Origin of the sequence: Diplocloster modestus (assembly GCF_019042245.1) — a bacterium.
Lineage (GTDB): Bacteria > Bacillota > Clostridia > Lachnospirales > Lachnospiraceae > Diplocloster > Diplocloster modestus.
The window spans coordinates 196,509-217,421 of record NZ_JAHQCX010000004.1 but is presented as its reverse complement, the minus strand read 5'-3'; the positions used below and the strand labels follow the sequence as shown (position 1 = coordinate 217,421).

Here is a 20,913-nt window from a genome sequence, read left to right as displayed (position 1 = left end):
GAAACGTATGGAAAAAGAAAATAGTATTGAGTTCAAGGTGTATGGCAGGAGGGCCTTGTTTTCCGATCCGCTTACCAGAACCGGAGGAGAAAAATTTACTTATCCGGTGCCGACCTATCAGGCGCTGAAAGGTATCACGGAGAGTATCTATTGGAAGCCGACCTTTGTCTGGCATATTGACAGCGTACGGGTTATGAAACAGATACAGACAGAATCCCAGGGGATGAGGCCCGTAGATTATGGAGGTGGTAATACTCTTTCCATATACACCTATCTGAAAGATGTGGAATATAGGGTCAGGGCCCACTTCGAGTGGAATGAGAACCGGCCGGATATGGCGGACGACAGAAATGAAAATAAGCACTTTTTTATTGCGCAGAGAATGTTGAAGAGGGGCGGACGCAGGGATATATTCCTGGGCACGAGGGAGTGCCAGGGATATGTGGAGCCCTGTGGTTTCGAGGAAGGGGAAGGTGCCTATGACGATGTTCCGGAATTGGTCTTTGGCCTGATGGTTCATGGATTTACTTATCCGGACGAGGCGGTCAGAGAGGAAGAAAAGGGAAAGCTGACGGCTCGATTCTGGAATCCTGTGATGGAGCGGGGCGTCATCCATTTTGCAAGGCCGGAAGATTGTCAGAAGCGGCGAGTCCTACGGCAAATGGAGATGAAACAATTCACCGGCGATCATTTTTCAAACGCGGAGGAACTATATGAGGAGGTGAAATAGTTGGGATGGATACAGGAATTATATGAGACGTATGAGAACAGTAAGGAACTTGTCGGACTAGTAGATGAGACCGGAAATGTGCTTCTGCCGATCGGACATTCGACGCAAAATGCGCAGGTGGAAGTGGCGATTAATCTGGACGGGGAATTTCAGGAAGCGGGAAAGATAGAAGATAAGGGCCGGGCTGTAACAATTATACCAGTGACGGAGGATTCAGGAACCAGGTCAAGCGGTATCGCGCCGCATCCTTTGTGCGATAAATTGTGTTATGTGGCCGGGGATTTTGCTGATCACAGCGATAAGAAAAAGGCTGCGGAATATTATGAAGCTTATATACAACAGTTGGCCCGATGGTGTGAGACGCGGGACTGCCATCGATACGTTATGGCAGTTTATGGATATCTTAGGAAGAAGACGCTGATCGCCGACCTGGTCGAAGAAGGGATCATAAGTCTGGATGAAAAAGGAATCATTCAGGATAAGGACAAGATTCAGGGAATTATCCCTTCGGAATGTTTTATCCGATTCAGGATACAGGATTTTGATGCGCCTTTAGTGGGTGAGCTTTGGAACAACAGGGATGTCTATGAAAGTTATGTGAATTATTATCTGAGTACATTAAAAAAGAGAGATATCGATTATGTTACAGGGGAAATACTTCCGTGTACAGACAAACATCCCTCGAAGATTCGGAACAGTGCGGACAAAGCGAAACTGATTTCAGCGAACGATGAGTCAGGCTTCACATATAGAGGTCGGTTTAAAAATAAGGAGGAAGCGCTGTCGGTTGGTTACGTGCAGTCACAGGAGGCTCACAATGCGCTTCGCTGGCTTCTGCAGCGCCAGGGATTCCGCAGGTTTGGAACTGCCATTATAGCCTGGAATGTGGAGGGAAAACAGGTTCCCAAATTGCTTTCAGACACAGAGGAGATTGCCGGTGTAATCTCCGGGGATGCAGGGTTTTCTTATGCTTTGGAATTGAGAAAAGCCATTTTAGGATTATATGGTGATTTGAATAATAAAAATTCACGTATGGTGGTCATGGCCATGGATGCGGCTACCACAGGGAGATTATCGCTTACTTATTATCAATCAACCAATGGTTCTGACTTTCTGGAGCGTCTGGCTTTCTGGCACTCTACCTGTGCATGGAAATTAGGCTATAAAAAGGACAATATGGATCAGTACTTCACTTTTATAGGAGCCCCCAGGCCCGAAGATATGATTTTGGCCGCATACGGTGCTGAGAGAAACGGGATCGTAAGTGTGGACGATAAATTGATGAAAGCCTCATTAGAGCGGCTGCTGCCCTGTATTCTGAATAAACATCCGCTGCCCAGAGATATGGTGAGAGCTGCAATTTTTAATGCCTCCAGGCCGTTGGCTTACAGCCGCTTAAACAGACGGAAATATCTGGAGATTACTTGTGCAATGATCAGTAAGCAACATATTGACGAATCTCAGGATGAAAAGGAGGAAGCAAAAATGGCTTTAGAGAGAGACAACAAAAAGGGTGATTATCTATATGGCAGGCTATTGGCCGTAGCTCATGCTATGGAGTCGATCACCTTTGCACCGGGAGAGAACCGGGAGACAAATGCCACCAGGTATACAAATATGTTTGCAAAGCGGCCTTTTAAGACCTGGCAGATTATCTGGGAAAAAACGGTACCTTATAAGCGGAAATTGTCCATTGGTCAGAGAATTTACTTCGATCAGTTGTTGACGGAGATCGAAGATATGTTTCCGGATGAAGCGTCCAGGCACCTAAACAGACTGGATGGAGATTATATTCACGGTTACTACCATCAATTGCAGGAAATCTATCAGAAAGATAAAAATATCAAAGGAGAGGTGTCAAAATGAGTGAATTTACAAATAAGATTGATTTTGCGGTGTTGGTTACTGTAAGAAACGCGAATCCAAACGGGGATCCCCTGAATGGAAACCGCCCCAGAGAAGATTATGACGGCTTCGGAGAAATCTCGGATGTGTGCGTTAAAAGGAAAATCAGGAACCGTCTGCAGGATATGGGGGAAGAGATCTTTGTGCAATCAAATGACCGGATACAGGATGGCTATAAAAGCTTAAGTGAGCGTGCAAAGAATTGCGAAGAACTTGCGGCTGCGTTAAAAGAGAAAAATAGTGAGAGTTATGCGAAAGCCGCTTGCGAAAAGTGGATCGATGTCCGCAGCTTTGGACAGGTCTTCGCATTTAAAGACAACAATGTATCGATCGGAGTGAGAGGGCCTGTTTCTGTACATCCCGGAATCAGTGTATCTCCTGTAGATATCGTAGATTTGCAAATTACAAAAAGTACCAACAGCGAGCCCAGCGCAGAGGGGAAGAAATCCTCCGATACGATGGGAATGAAGCATCGGGTCGAGTTTGGCCTGTATGTGATAAAGGGGAGTATTAATCACCAGCTGGCAGAAAAAACAGGATTTACCGACGAAGATGCGGAAAAAATTAAAGATGCGTTAAAGACTCTCTTTGAAAATGATTGTTCTGCGGCCAGACCTGATGGCAGTATGGAGGTTTATCGGGTGTATTGGTGGAAACATAATTGTCCTGCCGGCCAGTATTCTTCGGCAAAGGTACATCGGGCTCTGCAGATCAGGCAAAGAAATCCTGAGAGCAGTCCGAGGGGGATAGAGGATTATGAGATTATGCTGAATCCTTTGCAGGACCTGGAGCCGGAAGTTTATGAAGGATTATAAGTAGGGAACGGAGACGCGGATTAGTGGCATTTTTTATCATATGTATGCAGGGAGGTAGAAAAATGCCTGCATGGATTACATATGCTGTAAAGAACATATTTGTTAGTAGGTGAAGAATTTATAATATTAATTGGTGCGAATGTGAAGTGAACATGAAATCACTGGATCATTCGCACCAAAATAGATGGGTAATAATAGCTAAATTCTATTGAAGAGAGGTATGTTTTGTATTGATTTTATAGGGGGATTGTTTGGTTTGTATAAAAAGATTGGTTCTGGTTGTTTGTAATTGGATAATTTTGCTGGGTCAGGCTCGCAGGGGCCTGTGGATCTAAATTGAAAAGCTTCGGTGCAGAGAAGCTAACCGAAGTGGGTCAGGCTCGCAGGGGCCTGTGGATCTAAATGTTCCGACGATAAAAACAATACCCAATGCATTCCTGGGTCAGGCTCGCAGGGGCCTGTGGATCTAAATAAGATAAGCGCGAAATGCTGTGACTATTGCAAAAGGGTCAGGCTCGCAGGGGCCTGTGGATCTAAATCTCCGTCTACGATTACAAGGTTCATTCCGTAAGCGGGTCAGGCTCGCAGGGGCCTGTGGATCTAAATTCGCTGCCTTCGCTCAAATGGAACGGGAAAATATGGGTCAGGCTCGCAGGGGCCTGTGGATCTAAATTGGTAGATCGAATACCTTATGTGGACAAGGTTGGGGTCAGGCTCGCAGGGGCCTGTGGATCTAAATAAGCCAGTAGGCCAATTCCAGCAAAAAATTGCTAGGGTCAGGCTCGCAGGGGCCTGTGGATCTAAATCCTCGATTCCGTCAATAACGAAGTCTTTTCCGGGGGTCAGGCTCGCAGGGGCCTGTGGATCTAAATATAAAATCTGGTATATCGTCCTCGCCACCGCCCTGGGTCAGGCTCGCAGGGGCCTGTGGATCTAAATGCAAAGGTCCTGGAGAGCGGAATATCCGTGTCCCCGGGTCAGGCTCGCAGGGGCCTGTGGATCTAAATTCTGTGATTTGCCGCATACCGATTTGCTCTGGCACGGTCAGGCTCGCAGGGGCCTGTGGATCTAAATGACTATAATCTCGAGCTGATTGTCTGCCCTGTCTGGGTCAGGCTCGCAGGGGCCTGTGGATCTAAATTCGCTGCCTTCGCTCAAATGGAACGGGAAAATATGGGTCAGGCTCGCAGGGGCCTGTGGATCTAAATGGCCATAGCGTAAATAAGTTTGCTTAAATCCCCTGGGTCAGGCTCGCAGGGGCCTGTGGATCTAAATCTGGGGCGCAGTAAAAGAACTGAATGAAAAAGTGGGGTCAGGCTCGCAGGGGCCTGTGGATCTAAATATCAAAGTATATGCTGGAATTTATAACTGACAATGGGTCAGGCTCGCAGGGGCCTGTGGATCTAAATATAAGTCCAGTAAATACTTTCATCCGTGTCCAGGGGTCAGGCTCGCAGGGGCCTGTGGATCTAAATTCCGGAAGCGCGGCCCACTCCTCTATCGTATCGAGGGTCAGGCTCGCAGGGGCCTGTGGATCTAAATCGTGAACGAAAGTAAGGTAAAAAGGATTTTAAATGGGTCAGGCTCGCAGGGGCCTGTGGATCTAAATTTTTTGCTCTTCGTTTTCATGCCGTTTTAGGTTTCGGGTCAGGCTCGCAGGGGCCTGTGGATCTAAATCAGTGTAATTGATGTATTTGCCACACACGCAAGGGGTCAGGCTCGCAGGGGCCTGTGGATCTAAATTGAATCCATGCTACAAGAACTCTGTCACCGGGTGGGTCAGGCTCGCAGGGGCCTGTGGATCTAAATCAGAACCTGAAAGGATTTCGCAGAAATTTTGTGGGAAAATTTTGTGCAAAAATACCTTTGCAAATCCCGTAAAAAAATGATATTTTTTAACAAGAACGTGTGGCATGACTGCGTAAATCCAGTTAATCGCCACACGTTTTTATTTTCTTCTGTGTGACCCTGCGGAACCGACCGGGGCCAAAGGAAAGGCAGCTTAAAAAACAGCCCGCAGCACACAACATATTAATAAATATACTGTAGTAGAAAAGCGTGTAGCCAGACGGCGTAAAACCAGCTCGTCGGCACGCGTTTTTTTGTTCCAATCAGCAAAGAGCCTTTCGAATACGAAACTCTTAATAATTGTAAAACAGGAGGTTTATCAAAATGAACGAATCAAACGCCAACGCATTTCTGGAAAAAGAAAAGCTTGGCACACTCATGCGCAAATACGCGATTCCATGTATCATCTCACTGCTGGTGGCAGCTCTGTACAACATCGTTGACCAGATCTTTATAGCCAACGCGGATTACCTGGGCTCCTATGGGAACGCCGCCAACACGGTCGTATTTCCCCTGACAGTGGTAGCGCTGGCGGTGGCCGTTATGATCGGAGACGGCTGCTGTGCCTTCGTGAGCATCAGCCTGGGGGCGAAGAATAAGGCGAATGCCCACAGAAGTATTGGGAACTCGGTCCTGCTCTGCCTGATCAGCAGCTTGGGGATTACGGCACTCTACTTACTATTCCAGGACCAGATCCTGACGGCCTTTGGAGGAAAAGTGAACGCGGAGACCTTTACCTATTCCAAAGAATATTTTACCTACATTACAATTGGAATCCCTTTCTACATGTTTGGGCAGGCCATGAATCCTGTTATCCGTTCCGATGGAAGTCCCCGGTTCGCCATGGTCTCCACACTGGCGGGCGCGGTTGTCAACATCATTCTGGATCCGATTTTTATATTTATCTTTAAATGGGGCATGATGGGGGCCGCGGTGGCGACGGTTATCGGGCAGGTCCTGACGGCTATCCTGGCTGTCTGGTATCTCTGCCACTTGAAGGCGGTAAAATTGGATAAGAGCAGTTTCCGATTCCACGCAAAAGTGATATCCAAATTCATCCCTCTGGGAATCTGCAGCTTTCTCTCGCAGATTTCCCTGGTAGCGGCTATGGCGGCCATTAACAATATGATCCGCAAATACGGAGCCATAGATCCTATATTCGGTCAGGAACAGTACGCGCAGATCCCGATGGCGGTCGTGGGAATCGTGATGAAGTTTTTCCAGATCGTCATATCTGTGGTGGTCGGAATGGCAGCAGGCTGTATCCCCATCGTGGGCTATAACATAGGCGCCGGACGAAAGAATCGGGCGAAAAAGCTCTTTTCCTATCTCCTGACCGCCGAGGGATGCGTGGGAGCCGTGGCTCTTATCATCGCGGAGATCCTGCCGGGGCAGCTGATCCGGATCTTCGGCGCTTCCAATGAGAGCATCTATTATACCCAGTTCGCTATGAAAGCTTTCCGGATCTATCTGTGCATGCTTATCTTCGCGTGCATCAATAAAGCCACCTTTATTTACCTGCAGTCCCTGGGAAAAGCCCTCTTATCTACGTCTCTTTCCATGATTCGGGAGGTCGTATTCGGCGTAGGCTTTGCCCTGCTGCTTCCGCATTTTTTCGGATTAGACGGCGTATTATATTCCATGCCGGTGTCCGATATTCTGACCTTTATCATATCAGTGATAGCGATCATCTATACCTACCGGTCGTTGAGCGATAAGGATCACACCAAAATAGCCGGACAATCCGGGGAGGAGAGCATATAAAAACTGCAACATTAGGCTGGCTTCCGATGCTGACTAATCATCAGATTTCTCAAAATGCTGGTAATCTTTTCGGCTGACCCAGTCGCCGCCCCAGATAAACCCATGTTCCGTAAACAGGCGGTAAGCGAGATCCTCATGATCGATTTTGCTGATAAACTCCGACGAACGGTCGGCATAGGGCCCGCTGCCGGAAGGACTAACTGCTGCCGCCGTGACATACGGATTATAGAGTGGATTGATGTCCACCGCCAATCCGTGGCTGTGGTTAGACAACTTGTCGGAACCTGCAATTTTGCGGTAATTAAAGCAGGAAGTGTTGTTCGCCTGCATGGAAGCCTCATCGTCCGCGCCATAGTCATCAATGAGGGATACTGTAGCCAAAGGATAGCCGGCCTGGTACAGTTCATAGAAGATTTCAATCAGATCCTGGGCGATGGCTTTGTTACAGATCAATTCCCCCTGCTGCGTCCCGCCGGAATAGTCCACGTACATCAGATTCAGATAGCGCAGCTCAGAATAAGGGAGCGGGCAGTCTTCCGGGTAAGAACAGCCGGTGATACGCCGGATGACAGACTGGGGGATTGGTTCATATGTAAAGCCAGGTGCATAGGTGATGCAGTCCGTATCCGAAACGGCTCCGCTGTTATCAGCCGGTATGGAGAGCGAATCCAAAGAAGGGGCGGCAGCCTGTGACGCGGCCGCATCCGAGTCCCCGGTCTTACTGTCAGCCGGCGTTTGATGAGTCTGATCCGCAGCCGGAGCCTGATCGCTAGCCTGGTAATCCTGCTGGTCCAGATAGAAACAACCGGCGGCCAGCACGGTGATAAATAAATATTTGATATAAGGTTTCATATACAAAATCCTTTGCTCACTATGATGTAATCTATTATATTCCAACTGCGGACAAAAAGTGAAAGTAATAAAAAGTTGTTGTCTGCATTCGCATAATTTCACAGGATATTGCCAAAACTAACCGAAAGATAATGATTGGGAAAAGAGGTAAACTTTTTTCCTGTATAAGAATGGCATAATGAATGTGCCGCTGGAGGGATAAAATGATCAATGATGTAGACTTGCTGCGTGATATCTGTGAAAATGCGGAAATGGGACGGGATGGTATCATGCATATACTCAAGCAGACGGAGGATTCCAATTTAAGCCAGGTGCTGACCAGGCAGCTGTCGGAGTATCAGAAAACCTACGATACGGCGGATAAAATGCTGCACGAGAGAAACCAGGAACCCACGAGTGCGAATCCCATGGCGAAAATGATGTCTTACGTCTCATCCAGTGCGAAGACGATGATGGATAACTCTGCCTCCAAAATCGCGGAGCTTATGATCCAGGGCAGCACCATGGGGATTACGAACATGACAAAGAGCGTGCATGATTACGATGACTCTGACCAGGACGTAAAAAAACTGGCGGAAAAGCATATTAAGACGGAACAGGCAAATGTGGATGAGATGAAGAAATTTCTGTAATCCTGTGGATGATTACACAGGATTGCCGTAAGAGGAAGAAACAAAATATGGATGTTGTTACAAAGTGCGTTGCGGTGCCGGCCGGTCAGAATAATGGCCAGGACACTGGAATTCAATTTGTAACAGCATTTTTTTGCGCTTTTCAGTACCATTTTTAATATATCTGAATATTGCAGAATATATGTAAATTATGTATAATAAAACTCAGATCGTCACAGATCTTTGCGGGTCTAAACCGCAGAAGGATTCTATTTGTCACATATGTGACACTCTTAAGTGCTGCACAGCACATTAATGGCCGAATCGGCCGAAGATTCAGCGCGATAACACAATAAGAAGATCGAAGAAGCGGAGGAATGCTTATGGAATGACCATTGAAGAACCGGATAAATTCTATTATAATAGATAGGAGAAATATATATGGGAAAAAGGATATTGCAATGGCATCCGGCATTCCAGGCGGCCCTGCAGATTGAACTATCTAATGGAGAAGATTTCCTTCAATTTGAGCGGGAATATAACCTCTCGAGTAAACCGCTTCAGATCGATACGTTGATTATAAAAAAGGAACCCGGCTTCCGGATTGAGAAAAGTATCGGCAGGATCTTTCGCCGGTATAATTTTGTAGAATATAAAGGGCCGGAAGACTATATTAGTATCAACAGTTTTTTTAAAGTAAACGGATATACCTGTATTTATCAAGCCAACACAGAACATGAGATGGAGATTCCACCGGAGGAATTAACCATAACACTGGCTGGGTACCATTATCCAAGAAAGCTGCTTTGTATTTACAAGACTTTTATCATGCAGAAGTAGATAGGCCGTATCCGGGGATCTATTATGTTTCAGGTTTTTTGTTCCCGATACAGATTCTTATAATCGGAGAGTTGTCAAAAGAAGAGAATGTCTGGCTGGGCCGTCTGCGAAATGACCTGGAGCTGAAAGCGGATATTGAACCGTTGGCCAAGGCATATAAAGGAATGGAAAAGAACCCGTTGTACGCGGCTGCGATGGATCTGATCGTACGGGCGAACTGGAAAAAATATCAGGAGGGCAGAAAAATGTGTGAAGCATTACGGGAATTATTTGCGGATGAGTTGAAAGAACGCGAAAATTTGGGGATAGAACAAGGGAAAGCAGATGATGTTTTGGAACTTTTGGGAGAGTTAGGGCAAGTGCCGGAACAGCTTCGCATACGCGTTACTTCTCAGAAGGATGTAAGTATTTTATCTGCCTGGTTAAAGTTGGCAGCGAGAGCGGACAGCATCGAAGAATTTCTTGAGCGCATAGAGTAATGTGAGAACGAAAAATAAAGGATGTCTCCCTGCAGGAGGATCAACCCGAATATCGGATAAACTCCCGTAGATACACAAATTTCTTCCCAGGGTTGGGATATTACACAGGATTGCCATAAGAGGAAGCAACAAAATATGGATGTTGTTACAAAGTGCATTGCAGCGCCGGCCAGTCAAAATAATGGCCAGAGCAAATACGGCAAAAACGGCTGAGCCAGTATCTGACCCGGAGCCTGAGTTAACAGATGGGCCTACAGCTACACCAAATAAGGAGCCGGCGGCAGCCCCGGAAACTACATCAGATCCCAGACCAACAGTAACCCCGGAAACTACGGCAAATCTTGAGCCGGCGGTAGCACCGGAAACCACAGTAAATCCAGAGCTTGAGCCGTCGACAGTCCCGGAAACCACAGCAAATACCGCTCCGGCAGCAGTTCTGGAAACCGCAGCAGAACCGGAACCGACGGCAGTCCCGGAAACCATAGCAGAACCGGGAACGACGGCAATCCCGGATGCCACAGCAGAGCCGGAACCGACGAACGTCCCGGAATCAGAGCCGGAACCATCTCTGTCACAGGCGGTATTAGGAAGAGCGGCTTCCGCCTCCGCCCCTGCTCCCCTGACGGCCTCTGCGCCTGATACGGCTATGTTCCCTTCCTGGTCGGAAGCATGGGTATGCAGAAACTTCGATTTGCCGGCGGATTTCACATCGGATAATGAGGTTACACTGCTGATGGGTATCATTGACGATATGGATGTAATCTATATTAACGGACAGCTGGTAGCTTCCAGCGGATTTGTAGACGGCAATGGTAATAAAACAAATCAGTTTCCTGCAAATGGCGGCTTTGACTATAGTAACGCCAATAAAGAAGAACAGGTAAAATTTGAAAAATCATACTGGGAAGTTAACAGGGAATATAAGATTCCGACCAAATGCCTGAATCTGGGCGGGAAAAATGAGATATGCATCCGCGTATATAACAATAATGGAAACGGGGGATTCTACAGCGGCAATCCCTACGCAATCTGTGGGAATGAGCTGGCAGTGCGTGCGGTAAAAGGCCTTCCCGCCGATCCGGTCACATCGGCAGAACTGGATGCCGTCGTGCAAAGCCAGATAAACGCCATGAACGCCGGCGATATGAACGCGTATGCGGCAACTATTTCCGGTGATTATAAAAATGATGGTCATACAAAGGAAGAAAGGCTGAAAGAAATTCAGGACATGCTGTCGCCCTACGAAAATATAAACGTACAGGATGAGAATGCGGGAGCCTATAAAGATGACCAGGGACGGTATTGGTATTCCGCAAATCGAACAATAACAGGGAATGACAGAAACAGCGGCGCTCAGACGGTCATTTTTTCAGACACAGTTGAAATCTGTTATGCGGATGACGGCGGCAAGATATTGGAATACGGCAACTGGAGCAGATGTTATGCGGTCTCCTATGAATCCGCGCTCTTTAACCAGACCCTGAAGTATGGGATATATCTGCCCCCCAGTTATTATGAAAATGATAATCGGAACTACCCGGTGGTTTATCTTCTTCACGGAATTAATTCCAGCAGCAGCTCTTTCATCAATGTAGACCAAATCGGTGCGTTTATGGATCAGCAGATTGCAAGCGGAGTGGTGACAGAGATGATCGTAGTTATGCCGGATTCAGGAAAAAATAGTTTTTACCGGGATTCGGATTATGATCCGTCAAATCATGACTCTACCGGTCCCTGGAGGACACATGTAACCTCGGAAATCCGGTCGGAAATTTTGAAGAATTACCGGGCGCTCGGTGATGCCAAATTCAGCGGTGTGACTGGGATTTCTATGGGTGGTTTTGGAGCAATGTGCATCGGAACCCTGTATCCCGAGTTGTATACCTCCGTGGCGAGCCATATGGGAGCTCTGAATCAGGAAAGCCTGAACTGCCTGAAGAGTTTGAGTGAAAGCCAGCTGGAAGCTTATGATTTCTATGTAGACTGCGGACTTCAGGATACTATGGTGGATTACAGGGGGACGGTCAATACCCATGAATATTTGGACAGCGTGGGAAAAGAGCACGGGTACGATTTGCGGGACGGCGGCCATAACAGCGCCTTTTACATGGCTGGTATGCCTGCATCCATGAAAATGCACAGTGATCATTTCCTGAAAAATGGGTTGTTTGACGCTGAGTTATCAAATACATCAGGTACCTTTGATAAAAATTCAAAAGGCTCGGATCATAAAGAAATAACCATTCCGCTTAAACTGAATGGAAATGTGATCATAAGTATAGACAAACTGGAGGAAGGGAGGGATTATAGAATCGATACGGACGGGATTGTCCTGCTTATAAACTATTTGAATACATTGACAGAGGACACGGATCTGAAGATCAATCTGGCCAGTGGTAAATCCTTTAGCTTCCATCTGAAAGTTACAGATACTACGGATAAGGAACCAGACGTTACACCGGGACCCACGGTTTCTCCGACACCGGTACCTCCTTCCACGCCGGAACCAACACCGGATCAGGGGAAAGGATCAGACAATAATTCTTCCGATAATTCGGGCGGCGCCGGAGGAAGCGGCAATGACAGTCAGAATACACCAGCGGCAACGGGAGATACCTCGGAGGCGGGAATCCTGTTGTTCCTGATGATTAGCTCCATACTGGCTGCCTCTGTTTTGATTATCTACATAAAAAGACGTTCTGTAAAAGATATTTAATCCGATTATAAAAGAAATTCAGAACTCAGGGGTATTGCAGAACGAAGCGAAGATTCAGAAATGCGATAGAGAGTATTCTATACAAATTCATGGTGGATTATTAGATAGGGGAGGTGTGATTCACAAAAATCACACCTCCCCTATATCATACTTTCTATTCTATATCAGTTTTTTCAGCGTCCTGCGGACCTGCCGTTAAGATTTCGCGGACATGATCCTCATGAGCGTATTCCGATGCATAATGGAAAGCCTGATCGCCGGAGTGACAAAGATCAGAATGACTCCGCCCGCACCGGAATTCTGCGGAATAATCCTGTTCCAACGAATTCACAGGCCTGGTGGGACACGATGACACATCCGGGAAGGAAGACACAGCCGGACAGGAAGGCCTAGCCGGGCACGACGGTTTGGGCGGACAGGCAAGCAGAGGCAGGCAGGCTGACACCGGCGGACACAGAGGTTCAAGCGGACATGGCGGCATCGGCGGACACGGCGGCTTAGGCGGGCACGGAGGTACCGGCGGGTACGGCGGTTTAGACGGTACCGGCGGCACGGGATGATGAGGATAGATGATATCCCGGATCCAATCGAATGCCGCATAAACTCCTTTGGCATAGAGCGATTTCACAAACAGCTCATAGACTTCCGGCATGGCGTTTTTCAGATACTCCAGCTTATCCAGCGTGTCGCTGTATCTTGCGGTTGCTTTTTTGTATAATCTGCAATTGCTTTTATTTACTTTTTGTACGATACTGGCCTGGAGTTTATTCCGGGAGGCGGGCTGATCCGAATGGGGCTTGGTAAACCGGATATCCACCCGGTTTCCCTTAACCTTGTATTCCCTCCTCCGGTAGCCGGTTTCGATGAGGCCTCCGACAAACGCGGCACACATTTTAGCATCGGGGAAACTGATCGAAGCGTCCATAGTCAGCGTACGCAGCTTAGAAAATGTTCCCAGTTTAAAGGCTGTCAGCCACCAGTGCGTGGCCTCCCTTCGCAACAGGACCCGCCCTTTCCTGCGCAGGACGAAGGAGAGAGGCAGAAATTCGCTGTCCTGGATGTTTTCATAAAAAGTACCCCGGAAACGGTCGGTGTCCAGGTCCTCAAGAGTGGTATTGTATATTCCGATTTCTGCGCCTGTGGTGATACCATATTGGCCTTTCCACAGCTCTATCAGCCATCGCTTTCCGCCGTAAGAAAATGTGATCGGTTCTGCATCGAAAATCATATTAAAAAAGGGCGCGCCTTCATCATACAACCGGCAGTATCCCACTTCCCGCTGCCAGCAGTCCATCCGTGAGTAAAAGTAGTCGTCCATGAGATGATAGGCAAACCCGGAATCTTTCAGATCGTTGTTTAACGCATTTTGCTGCTGGGCTTTGTCGGGATTGGGACGGAAGTGCCTGGTCCGTATCAGCCACACGATCCCCAGGATGAGGATGAGCGCCAGCAAAATAAATGAAATTATAATGATAACAGTTATCATAGAGCTCCTAACTTACTTTTTATTATATTGTATTAGGATCGTGGCGGCCTGTGATTAAATGTTTTGAGATTCTTTTTTTCCCATAGGAATACACCTTGGTTATAGCGCGGTTATTAATCCACTCTATACGCATTAAAAGATTTTGTGTTATAATGTCGATAACTGTTCGGAAAGCAATTCGGAATAAAAATCCCCCTTCAGAGGAAACTAAAAATGTATATAAAATTCAAATACAAAATAATGCTGATCCTCTGCGCGATCCTGGCCTTCGCCGTAACGATCACCTCCGCCATCTGGTACACGAATTCCAGATCTATGGTGGTGGAGACCATGTTCCAGTCCATGAATGTACTGCTGGATGAGAGAGCGAGGGAGCTTGAGAGCCTTTTGAAAAATATCAGCAGCCAGACCAGAACCCTTACCTATAATAACAGTACCGTAGACCGTTATATTCACAACCGCTGGGAAAATGAATACCTGAATAATCAGGCCCGGACTAAGCTGGATGAGAACATAAACAGTATCTATGTCAATAATACGGTGATCCAGTCCATCGCCATCGGGAATTTTAACGGTGACCTGGTCTACCGTGGGAATAGATTCGACTACGAATTCGTAAAAGAAAACAGGCTGGACGAAATACTTCCGCCGGATTCAGAGGATGTACTGGTATTTGCCCACGGAGATTCCGATTTTTCCCCGGATGACATCATGCTGTACCGGAATATCCTTTACTATGGAAAACGGATTGGCTTTTGCCTGGTCAATTTGAACCGGGCGGATATCAATGATATATTCGACGATGTATTCCCTGGTAACACGGCGATCCGGGTGCGTACCCGGGAGAATTCCTGTCTGTATACATCCTCCGGCTACGCGGCAGTGGAGGATAGCCCGGAGATGACCGCGCACTTTGATGATATCGAAAATGGTAGGGAAGAGAGCCACCGGATCATAAAAGACAAAGAGAACAGCGAGTGGCTGGCCATAAGCCAGCAGCTGTTTGGAAATGAAATCGCCATCACGATAGCGATTCCAATGGATAACCTGTTGTCCGATATACGGAGCAAATTTCAGAATATTTTTGTTATCACCCTGCTGATGATGGGAATCATGCTCTGCGTCATCAGTATTCTCTCCAAGTGGATCAGCCGGAATGTGGATTCCCTGACCAGAGCCCTTCAAAACTTCAGCGGAGGTACACTGGACACGAAGGTGGAACTGAACAGCCGGGATGAGTTCGGGAAGGTGGCCGAGGCGTTCAACCTGATGACCGATGATATACGGCAGCTGATGGAAGACATCAAAACCAAAGAAAAAGAAAAGACGGCGCTGGAGATCCGCTCCCTCCAGGGACAGATCAACATGCATTTCCTTTTCAATACTTTAAATACCATCAAGAACCTTTGCTATGTACAGCGGGTAACCAATGTGGAGCGGCTGGTGAACGCGCTGATGGATCTGCTCCACGTGAGTATGGAGAACGGAAAAGACTATGTAACCCTCCAGACTGAATTAGACTATATCAACGATTATCTGGAAATATATAAGTACAAATCGGTTCTGCCCATTTCCTGTTATATGGATATCGAACCGGGCCTGGAGAAGGCCAGGATTCTAAAATTTATGATCCAGCCTATTGTGGAAAATGCCATCATTCACGGGATTGAAGAAAATGATGACAGCGAAGAAGGGCTGATTTATATCAAGGCAGTCCGCATCAATGAGACCATTGAAATCGATGTGACGGATAACGGGCAGGGGTTTGATACCAGTAAGATTTCCACATTTAACGGTATCGGCCTGTCCAATACGGATCAGCGCATTAAGATTCATTTCGGGGATGAGTACGGCATAGAGGTGGAGAGCACCGTGGGAGTATCCACCGTAGTAAAGGTGAGGATCCCCTATAAGGAGTGGGAAGCGTGATAAATATTGTAATTGTGGATGATGATGTGCTGGCGCTGACGAAATTAAAAAGCCTGATCAATCTGAAAAATACGAAGGTTTCCGGTGAATATACCCAGCCGGAAGACGCCCTTTCCCATATCCGGAAACACAGAACGGATATCCTGCTGACGGATATGCGGATGCCCAAGATAGACGGGATTGAACTGATCCGCCAGGCCAGGGAGATAAATCCGGCGATACAGGTGGTAGCCATCAGCAGTTACAAGGATTTTGACTACGTAAAAGAAAGCTTCAAGGAGGGCAGCCTGGACTATATCCTGAAACACATGCTTACCGAGGAAACTTTGACCCATGCGTTGCTGCAGGCCTGCGAAAAGATCCGGGAAAGGCAGTCGGAGGAAAACAGGCAGGATTCCCTGGAGATCCTTAAGGAAAGCCGGGGAGCGCTGAGAAGTAAGATTTTTACCCAGCTGCTGCGGGGGGAGATGGGGGCAAAGGAAGCCGCGGTTAAATTCCGAAGGCACGGGATTCCCTTTGACTTAAGCAGCGCTTCCATCCTGGTCTGCGAGATCGATGATTACCAGAAGGTGACAGAACGCTTTGGAGAAGAAGACAAGCGGATTTTTTTGAACGCCCTGTGGGATATTATGGACAAGGTGATCCAGAAGGCGCCGGAAAAGGAGATCCTGTCCATACAGGAAGGCCGCTATGCCATCATCCTGTCTTTTACGGATGTGAAGAGTCAGCTCTACCTCCTGTCCCGAACCCAGGAATATGCAAAACGGCTGAATGAAAATATAAGAAAAATGATGAATATCCAGGTTTCCGTCGGGATGGACAACAGCTGCAGTTCCATGGAGGATCTGGTCAGATCCTATCATAAGTGCCTGAAAATGCTGGAAAACAAATTTTTCGAGGGCAAAGGCCAGGTCTACAGCGGGTATGAACAGAATACAGGCGCAGCCAGAAAATTATCAGGGAACACAGGCGGTTCCGTCGGAATCGATCGGGAGCAGTTCGTGAAAAAACTGACAGAAGCGGATGAAAGCTACCGGGAAGATCTGTACATTTTGTTTGACCATTATAAAAAAATAAAACTGCCGATACGGATCGTAGAACTGTCGATCGTGGAACTGCTGAATCTGGGGTATTCGGTCATAAAAGAGAGGCAACTGGGAGAACCGGCGCCGGATAAGAGCTTTCCGGTACTGTACCAGAAGATTAAGAAGACGGAGACCGTGGATGAGATCAAGGAAATCCTGATGGATTTTTATGAAGGCATCGTTCAGCAGACAGCGAGGCAGAGCCAGGCGCTTTATGAGAATTATTCCAAATATACGGCAAAGGCTGTCCGGTATATCCATCAGCACTATATGGATCCCATATCCCAGCAGGACGTGGCTGAGGAGCTGGGGATCCACTACGCCTATTTAAGCAAAATTTTCCGGGAAGATACCGGCTGTAGTTTTACGGAATACCTGAACCGGATACGGATTGAAAAGGCAAAAAAGCTCATCGCAGCCCAGGAATATAAAATCAAAGAGATCTATTCCATGGTGGGATACAACCAATACAACTACTTTTTTAAGGTATTTAAACAGCAGACCGGGTGTACGCCGTCCGATTACGAAGAGCAGATATTAAAAAAGTAGTGTATTTATTAAAAAAATGGAGTCTGCAAAGAGGCTCCGTTTTTTTATAATAAGATCAACAAGAACACAAGAAGGGAAGGAATAAAAGTATGAAAAACAGTTGGAATCGTACGTCGGACAATCAGGGATGCCCAAAAAGTACAGCAGGAAAATGGAAAAGGCTGACTGCATTGGGAATGGGGGTAATGCTGTTAGCCGGAGCGCTGACAGGCTGCGGCAGCCCGAAAGAAGAAAAACAGCCGGAAGCGGCTGGTGATACCGCCGTCCAGGAAACCGCAAATGCGGGAGGAGAGAAAATACAGCTTAGGTATGCTACCGGTGATTCCGGCCCGGCCGTTACGGTACAGGAACAGATCGTGAAAGCATTTAACGAATCCCAGGATCAGATCGAGGTGAAGTTAGAGACCTACGGAACGGCATTTGATCAGAAACTGGCAGCGGCCATCGGTTCCGACAACGCGCCGGACATCGTGAAAATGTGGAATTTCCCGGCATACTACGAAAGCCTGGTGCCTCTGCAGGATAAGATCGACAGCCTGGAAGACAAGGATGACTTCTATGCAACCCTGTTCAACTACGCGGACATGAACGGAAATATCTACGGTATGCCGATCGGATTCTCCACCAGAGCCATCTATTATAACAAAGACTTGACCGATGCGGCAGGCGTGACCATAAACGAAGACTGGACCATGGAAGATCTGAAAGCGGCGGCAGCGGCCACCACAAAAGACGGAGCCACCGGCTTATACTTCTACTACAACCCGGATCCCTATGCGTTAGAATCCATGCTCTGGTCCAACGGCGGGGAGTGGCTTAATGATTCCGGTAAGCCTGTGATTAACAGCGATGCCAACAAGGAGACACTGCAGTTTTTACACGACATGATTTACAAAGATAAAATAGCCTATACCGGAAACAGAAATGATGATTTCGGTCAGGCGATGGGTTCCGGGAATTACGCATTCGGCGAGATGGGTAAGTGGTTCGTCTCAGCCATAAATGACGCCGGAATCAACTTAGGGATCACCACGATGCCAAAATTCGAGGGCGGAGAGAGTATGAGCGTGGTTCACGCCTCCTTCCTGTCCGTGACAAACGGCTCCAAGAATCAGGACGCGGCCTGGGAATTTATCAAATACTACACCAACTATGAATCAGTAAAAACTCTGTGCGAAATCGAAATGCCGGTCCGCGAATCAGTCGCAAAGGACACCGGTTTACTGGATGACCCTCAGATGGCGCCGTTCTATACGATGCTGGAGCGTTCTGAAGCCAAGAGACCTTCTCTTGTAAAATCCGCTCAATGGCCGGAAGTAAACTCCGAGATTGATGCCGGACTGGAAGCGATCTTCGCTCAGGAAGATGCGGATGTAGCCGCGGTTCTGGATGAAGTACAGACCAAGGCGGAAGCCATTATCCAATAACGAAACTTGACAGAGGGTTGTCGTATCGAAGGCAGATACGGCAGCCCTTTTATAAAGGGGAAATCTATACTATGAAATTAAAAGGAAAGAAAAAAATCATACCATATCTGTTCATATCTCCGTGGATCATAGGATTCCTGGTATTTACCCTGTTCCCGCTGGCATTCTCCCTGTTCATGAGTCTGTTTGACTGGAAAATCACAGGGACCCGTGAATTTATCGGAATCGCCAATTACCTAAAAATGTTCCAAGACTCGAATTTCTATCACTCCATGGGCGTCACATTCAAATATGCCGCCATGCTGGTGCCCATCAATGTGGGTATCGCTCTTCTGCTGGCAGCCCTGCTCAATGTGATCAAAAAGGGGGCCGGGTTCTTTAAAACGGTATTCTACATCCCGACGATTATCTCCGGTGTGGCGCTGGCGCTGATCTGGTCCTGGATTCTGAAGGATAACGGGATCATGAACCAGCTGTTAAATACGATCGGACTCCCGTCCGTGCCCTGGCTTCGAAGCCCGGACGCCGCTATGTGGGCTGTGGTCCTGACGACGATCTGGGCCCAGGGCTCCATGATGTTAGTCTTCCTGACCGGCTTAAAAGAGATTCCGGTATCGGTGACGGAAGCGGCCATGATCGACGGAGCCAGCGGATGGAAGAAATTTACCAGGATTACGCTGCCGTTAATCAGCCCGACCATCGTCTATAACCTGATTATGGCCATTATTGCTTCGTTCCAGCAGCTGACCGTGGTGATGAACCTGACGGCCGGAGGCCCCAGCAAGTCCACATACATATATTCCCTCTATGTATACGAGAACGCTTTTAAAAAATTCCAGCTGGGATACGCCGCATCCAATGCCTGGGTAATGTTCCTGGTTGTGCTGGCTTTGACCGTCGCTGTGCTGTTCATTTCTAAAAAATGGACGTATTACGAAGTGTAGGGGGGAGTAAGGTTGAACAAAATGTTCACCCATCTCTGAATTTATGGCGCGGTAAACGCGCCACTGGAGGAAAAAATGGAAACGAAAATAAAAAAAACAGGTGTCTATGTGATATTGATTCTGCTGGCTGTCGTATTTTTATTCCCGCTAATCTGGGCATTGCTGACAGCTGTAAGGAATCCGGCGGAACTGGGCCAGTATCCGATCCGCTTTATCCCGTCGGAATTCCATCTGGAAAATTTTAAAGAAGCCTGGAACGCCCAGCCATTTACCAGGTATCTCATAAACTCGCTGGCCGTGACCGTGCTGGCCGTGATCGGGATGACTCTTTCCAGCGCTTTGGTGGCCTATGGTTTTGCGAGATTTGATTTTAAAGGCAAAGGCTTCTTTTTCATACTGATGCTGTCAACCATGATGATCCCGTGGGATGTGCTGGTGATTCCGCTCTATATGGAATATAATGCGTTCCATTGGCTGGATACGCTAAAGCCTTTGATCGTGCCGGCCTGGTTCGGGGGGGCGTTCTATATTTTCCTGATGAGGCAGTTCCTCCGGGGGATTCCCAGAGACTTCGAAGAATCGGCAATTATAGACGGGGCGAATTACCGCCAGATCTTTACCAGGATCTTTCTTCCGCTGATGAAGCCCCAGCTGGCCCTGTCCGCCATCATGTATATGATCGTGGTTTGGAATGATTATCTGGGGCCCCTGGTGTATATCTCGGATTCTGATAAATTTACGCTGCCCATCGGATTATCACTCTTTAAGGGGGCATATACCACAGATTATACGTCCATCATGGCGATCACTGTGCTGATGACACTGCCCACCATGATCGCATTCTTCCTGGGGCAGAAGCAGATTCTGAACAGTAATGTATCGGCCGGTATCAAAGGATAGGATTCAGATCAGACAAGGGTCAGGCTGAAGGAT

At 47.6% G+C, this 20,913-nt stretch carries 15 protein-coding genes and 1 CRISPR repeat array; of the genes, 13 read left to right on the top strand and 2 right to left on the bottom strand.

Annotated elements, in window-relative coordinates:
- Positions 1-7: 7 nt before the first annotated feature.
- The 4 genes from cas5c (at position 8) to KTH90_RS07945 (ending at position 7,062) form a co-directional block, all read left to right on the top strand.
- Positions 8-730, top strand: a complete 723-nt coding sequence (cas5c, locus tag KTH90_RS07960; protein WP_158350130.1) for a type I-C CRISPR-associated protein Cas5c — start codon at positions 8-10, stop codon at positions 728-730.
- Positions 731-2,596 (top strand): type I-C CRISPR-associated protein Cas8c/Csd1, encoded by a 1,866-nt coding sequence (gene cas8c, locus KTH90_RS07955; RefSeq protein ID WP_158350129.1) that lies wholly within the window; start codon positions 731-733, stop codon positions 2,594-2,596.
- Positions 2,593-3,450, top strand: coding sequence for a type I-C CRISPR-associated protein Cas7/Csd2 (gene cas7c / locus KTH90_RS07950; RefSeq protein WP_158350128.1), 858 nt, complete (start codon positions 2,593-2,595; stop codon positions 3,448-3,450). The genes cas8c and cas7c overlap by 4 nt, the downstream gene beginning before the upstream one ends.
- 304 nt (positions 3,451-3,754) lie before the next feature.
- Positions 3,755-5,259: a CRISPR direct-repeat array (repeat unit 33 nt; unit sequence GGGTCAGGCTCGCAGGGGCCTGTGGATCTAAAT).
- Positions 5,260-5,622: 363 nt separating this feature from the next.
- Complete coding sequence (locus KTH90_RS07945) at positions 5,623-7,062, top strand: MATE family efflux transporter (protein WP_158350127.1); 1,440 nt, start codon at positions 5,623-5,625, stop codon at positions 7,060-7,062.
- Positions 7,063-7,095: 33 nt separating this feature from the next.
- On the opposite strand, the gene KTH90_RS07940 is transcribed toward KTH90_RS07945, so the two are convergent.
- Positions 7,096-7,914, bottom strand: a complete 819-nt coding sequence (locus tag KTH90_RS07940; protein ID WP_158350126.1) for a M15 family metallopeptidase — start codon at positions 7,912-7,914, stop codon at positions 7,096-7,098.
- A 203-nt stretch (positions 7,915-8,117) separates the two neighbouring features.
- Between KTH90_RS07940 and KTH90_RS07935 the strand changes: the two genes are divergently transcribed.
- The 4 genes from KTH90_RS07935 (at position 8,118) to KTH90_RS07925 (ending at position 12,560) form a co-directional block, all read left to right on the top strand.
- Positions 8,118-8,546 (top strand): hypothetical protein, encoded by a 429-nt coding sequence (locus tag KTH90_RS07935; RefSeq protein WP_158350125.1) that lies wholly within the window; start codon positions 8,118-8,120, stop codon positions 8,544-8,546.
- Between the two features lie 420 nt (positions 8,547-8,966).
- Positions 8,967-9,365, top strand: a complete 399-nt coding sequence (locus tag KTH90_RS25090; protein WP_330655960.1) for a hypothetical protein — start codon at positions 8,967-8,969, stop codon at positions 9,363-9,365.
- A gap of 71 nt (positions 9,366-9,436) precedes the next feature.
- Complete coding sequence (locus KTH90_RS25085; protein ID WP_330655959.1) at positions 9,437-9,844, top strand: hypothetical protein; 408 nt, start codon at positions 9,437-9,439, stop codon at positions 9,842-9,844.
- 139 nt (positions 9,845-9,983) lie between these two features.
- The gene (locus KTH90_RS07925; protein ID WP_158350124.1) at positions 9,984-12,560 is read left to right on the top strand and encodes an alpha/beta hydrolase-fold protein; all 2,577 of its coding nucleotides are present in this window, start codon (positions 9,984-9,986) and stop codon (positions 12,558-12,560) included.
- A 154-nt stretch (positions 12,561-12,714) separates the two neighbouring features.
- Here KTH90_RS07925 and KTH90_RS07920 read toward each other — a convergent pair whose 3' ends face one another.
- The gene (locus tag KTH90_RS07920) at positions 12,715-14,046 is read right to left on the bottom strand and encodes a DUF4474 domain-containing protein (RefSeq protein ID WP_238726604.1); all 1,332 of its coding nucleotides are present in this window, start codon (positions 14,044-14,046) and stop codon (positions 12,715-12,717) included.
- 213 nt (positions 14,047-14,259) lie between these two features.
- Between KTH90_RS07920 and KTH90_RS07915 the strand changes: the two genes are divergently transcribed.
- From KTH90_RS07915 to KTH90_RS07895, 5 genes are all read left to right on the top strand, one after another.
- Entirely contained in the window at positions 14,260-15,975 is a 1,716-nt protein-coding gene (locus tag KTH90_RS07915; protein ID WP_238726603.1) for a sensor histidine kinase, read from the top strand.
- Entirely contained in the window at positions 15,972-17,609 is a 1,638-nt protein-coding gene (locus tag KTH90_RS07910; protein ID WP_238726602.1) for a response regulator transcription factor, read from the top strand. Before KTH90_RS07915 ends, KTH90_RS07910 begins: the two co-directional genes overlap by 4 nt.
- 89 nt (positions 17,610-17,698) lie before the next feature.
- Positions 17,699-19,036: an ABC transporter substrate-binding protein gene (locus KTH90_RS07905; protein ID WP_158350120.1), complete on the top strand. Its 1,338-nt coding sequence runs from the start codon at positions 17,699-17,701 to the stop codon at positions 19,034-19,036.
- A gap of 71 nt (positions 19,037-19,107) precedes the next feature.
- A complete protein-coding gene (locus tag KTH90_RS07900) occupies positions 19,108-19,980 on the top strand; it encodes a carbohydrate ABC transporter permease (RefSeq protein ID WP_158350119.1) in 873 nt (290 codons plus the stop codon).
- A gap of 75 nt (positions 19,981-20,055) precedes the next feature.
- Complete coding sequence (locus KTH90_RS07895) at positions 20,056-20,880, top strand: carbohydrate ABC transporter permease (protein WP_238726601.1); 825 nt, start codon at positions 20,056-20,058, stop codon at positions 20,878-20,880.
- Positions 20,881-20,913 lie beyond the last annotated feature (33 nt).

Excerpts from the sequence above, each read along its gene's own strand:
- cas5c (WP_158350130.1), top strand. The coding sequence starts at position 8 with ATGGAAAAAGAAAATAGTATTGAGTTCAAGGTGTATGGCAGGAGGGCC.
- cas7c (WP_158350128.1), top strand. The coding sequence starts at position 2,593 with ATGAGTGAATTTACAAATAAGATTGATTTTGCGGTGTTGGTTACTGTA.
- KTH90_RS07945 (WP_158350127.1), top strand. The coding sequence starts at position 5,623 with ATGAACGAATCAAACGCCAACGCATTTCTGGAAAAAGAAAAGCTTGGC.
- KTH90_RS07940 (WP_158350126.1), bottom strand. The coding sequence starts at position 7,914 with ATGAAACCTTATATCAAATATTTATTTATCACCGTGCTGGCCGCCGGT.
- KTH90_RS07935 (WP_158350125.1), top strand. The coding sequence starts at position 8,118 with ATGATCAATGATGTAGACTTGCTGCGTGATATCTGTGAAAATGCGGAA.
- KTH90_RS25090 (WP_330655960.1), top strand. The coding sequence starts at position 8,967 with ATGGGAAAAAGGATATTGCAATGGCATCCGGCATTCCAGGCGGCCCTG.
- KTH90_RS07925 (WP_158350124.1), top strand. The coding sequence starts at position 9,984 with ATGTTGTTACAAAGTGCATTGCAGCGCCGGCCAGTCAAAATAATGGCC.
- KTH90_RS07920 (WP_238726604.1), bottom strand. The coding sequence starts at position 14,046 with ATGATAACTGTTATCATTATAATTTCATTTATTTTGCTGGCGCTCATC.
- KTH90_RS07915 (WP_238726603.1), top strand. The coding sequence starts at position 14,260 with ATGTATATAAAATTCAAATACAAAATAATGCTGATCCTCTGCGCGATC.
- KTH90_RS07905 (WP_158350120.1), top strand. The coding sequence starts at position 17,699 with ATGAAAAACAGTTGGAATCGTACGTCGGACAATCAGGGATGCCCAAAA.
- KTH90_RS07900 (WP_158350119.1), top strand. The coding sequence starts at position 19,108 with ATGAAATTAAAAGGAAAGAAAAAAATCATACCATATCTGTTCATATCT.
- KTH90_RS07895 (WP_238726601.1), top strand. The coding sequence starts at position 20,056 with ATGGAAACGAAAATAAAAAAAACAGGTGTCTATGTGATATTGATTCTG.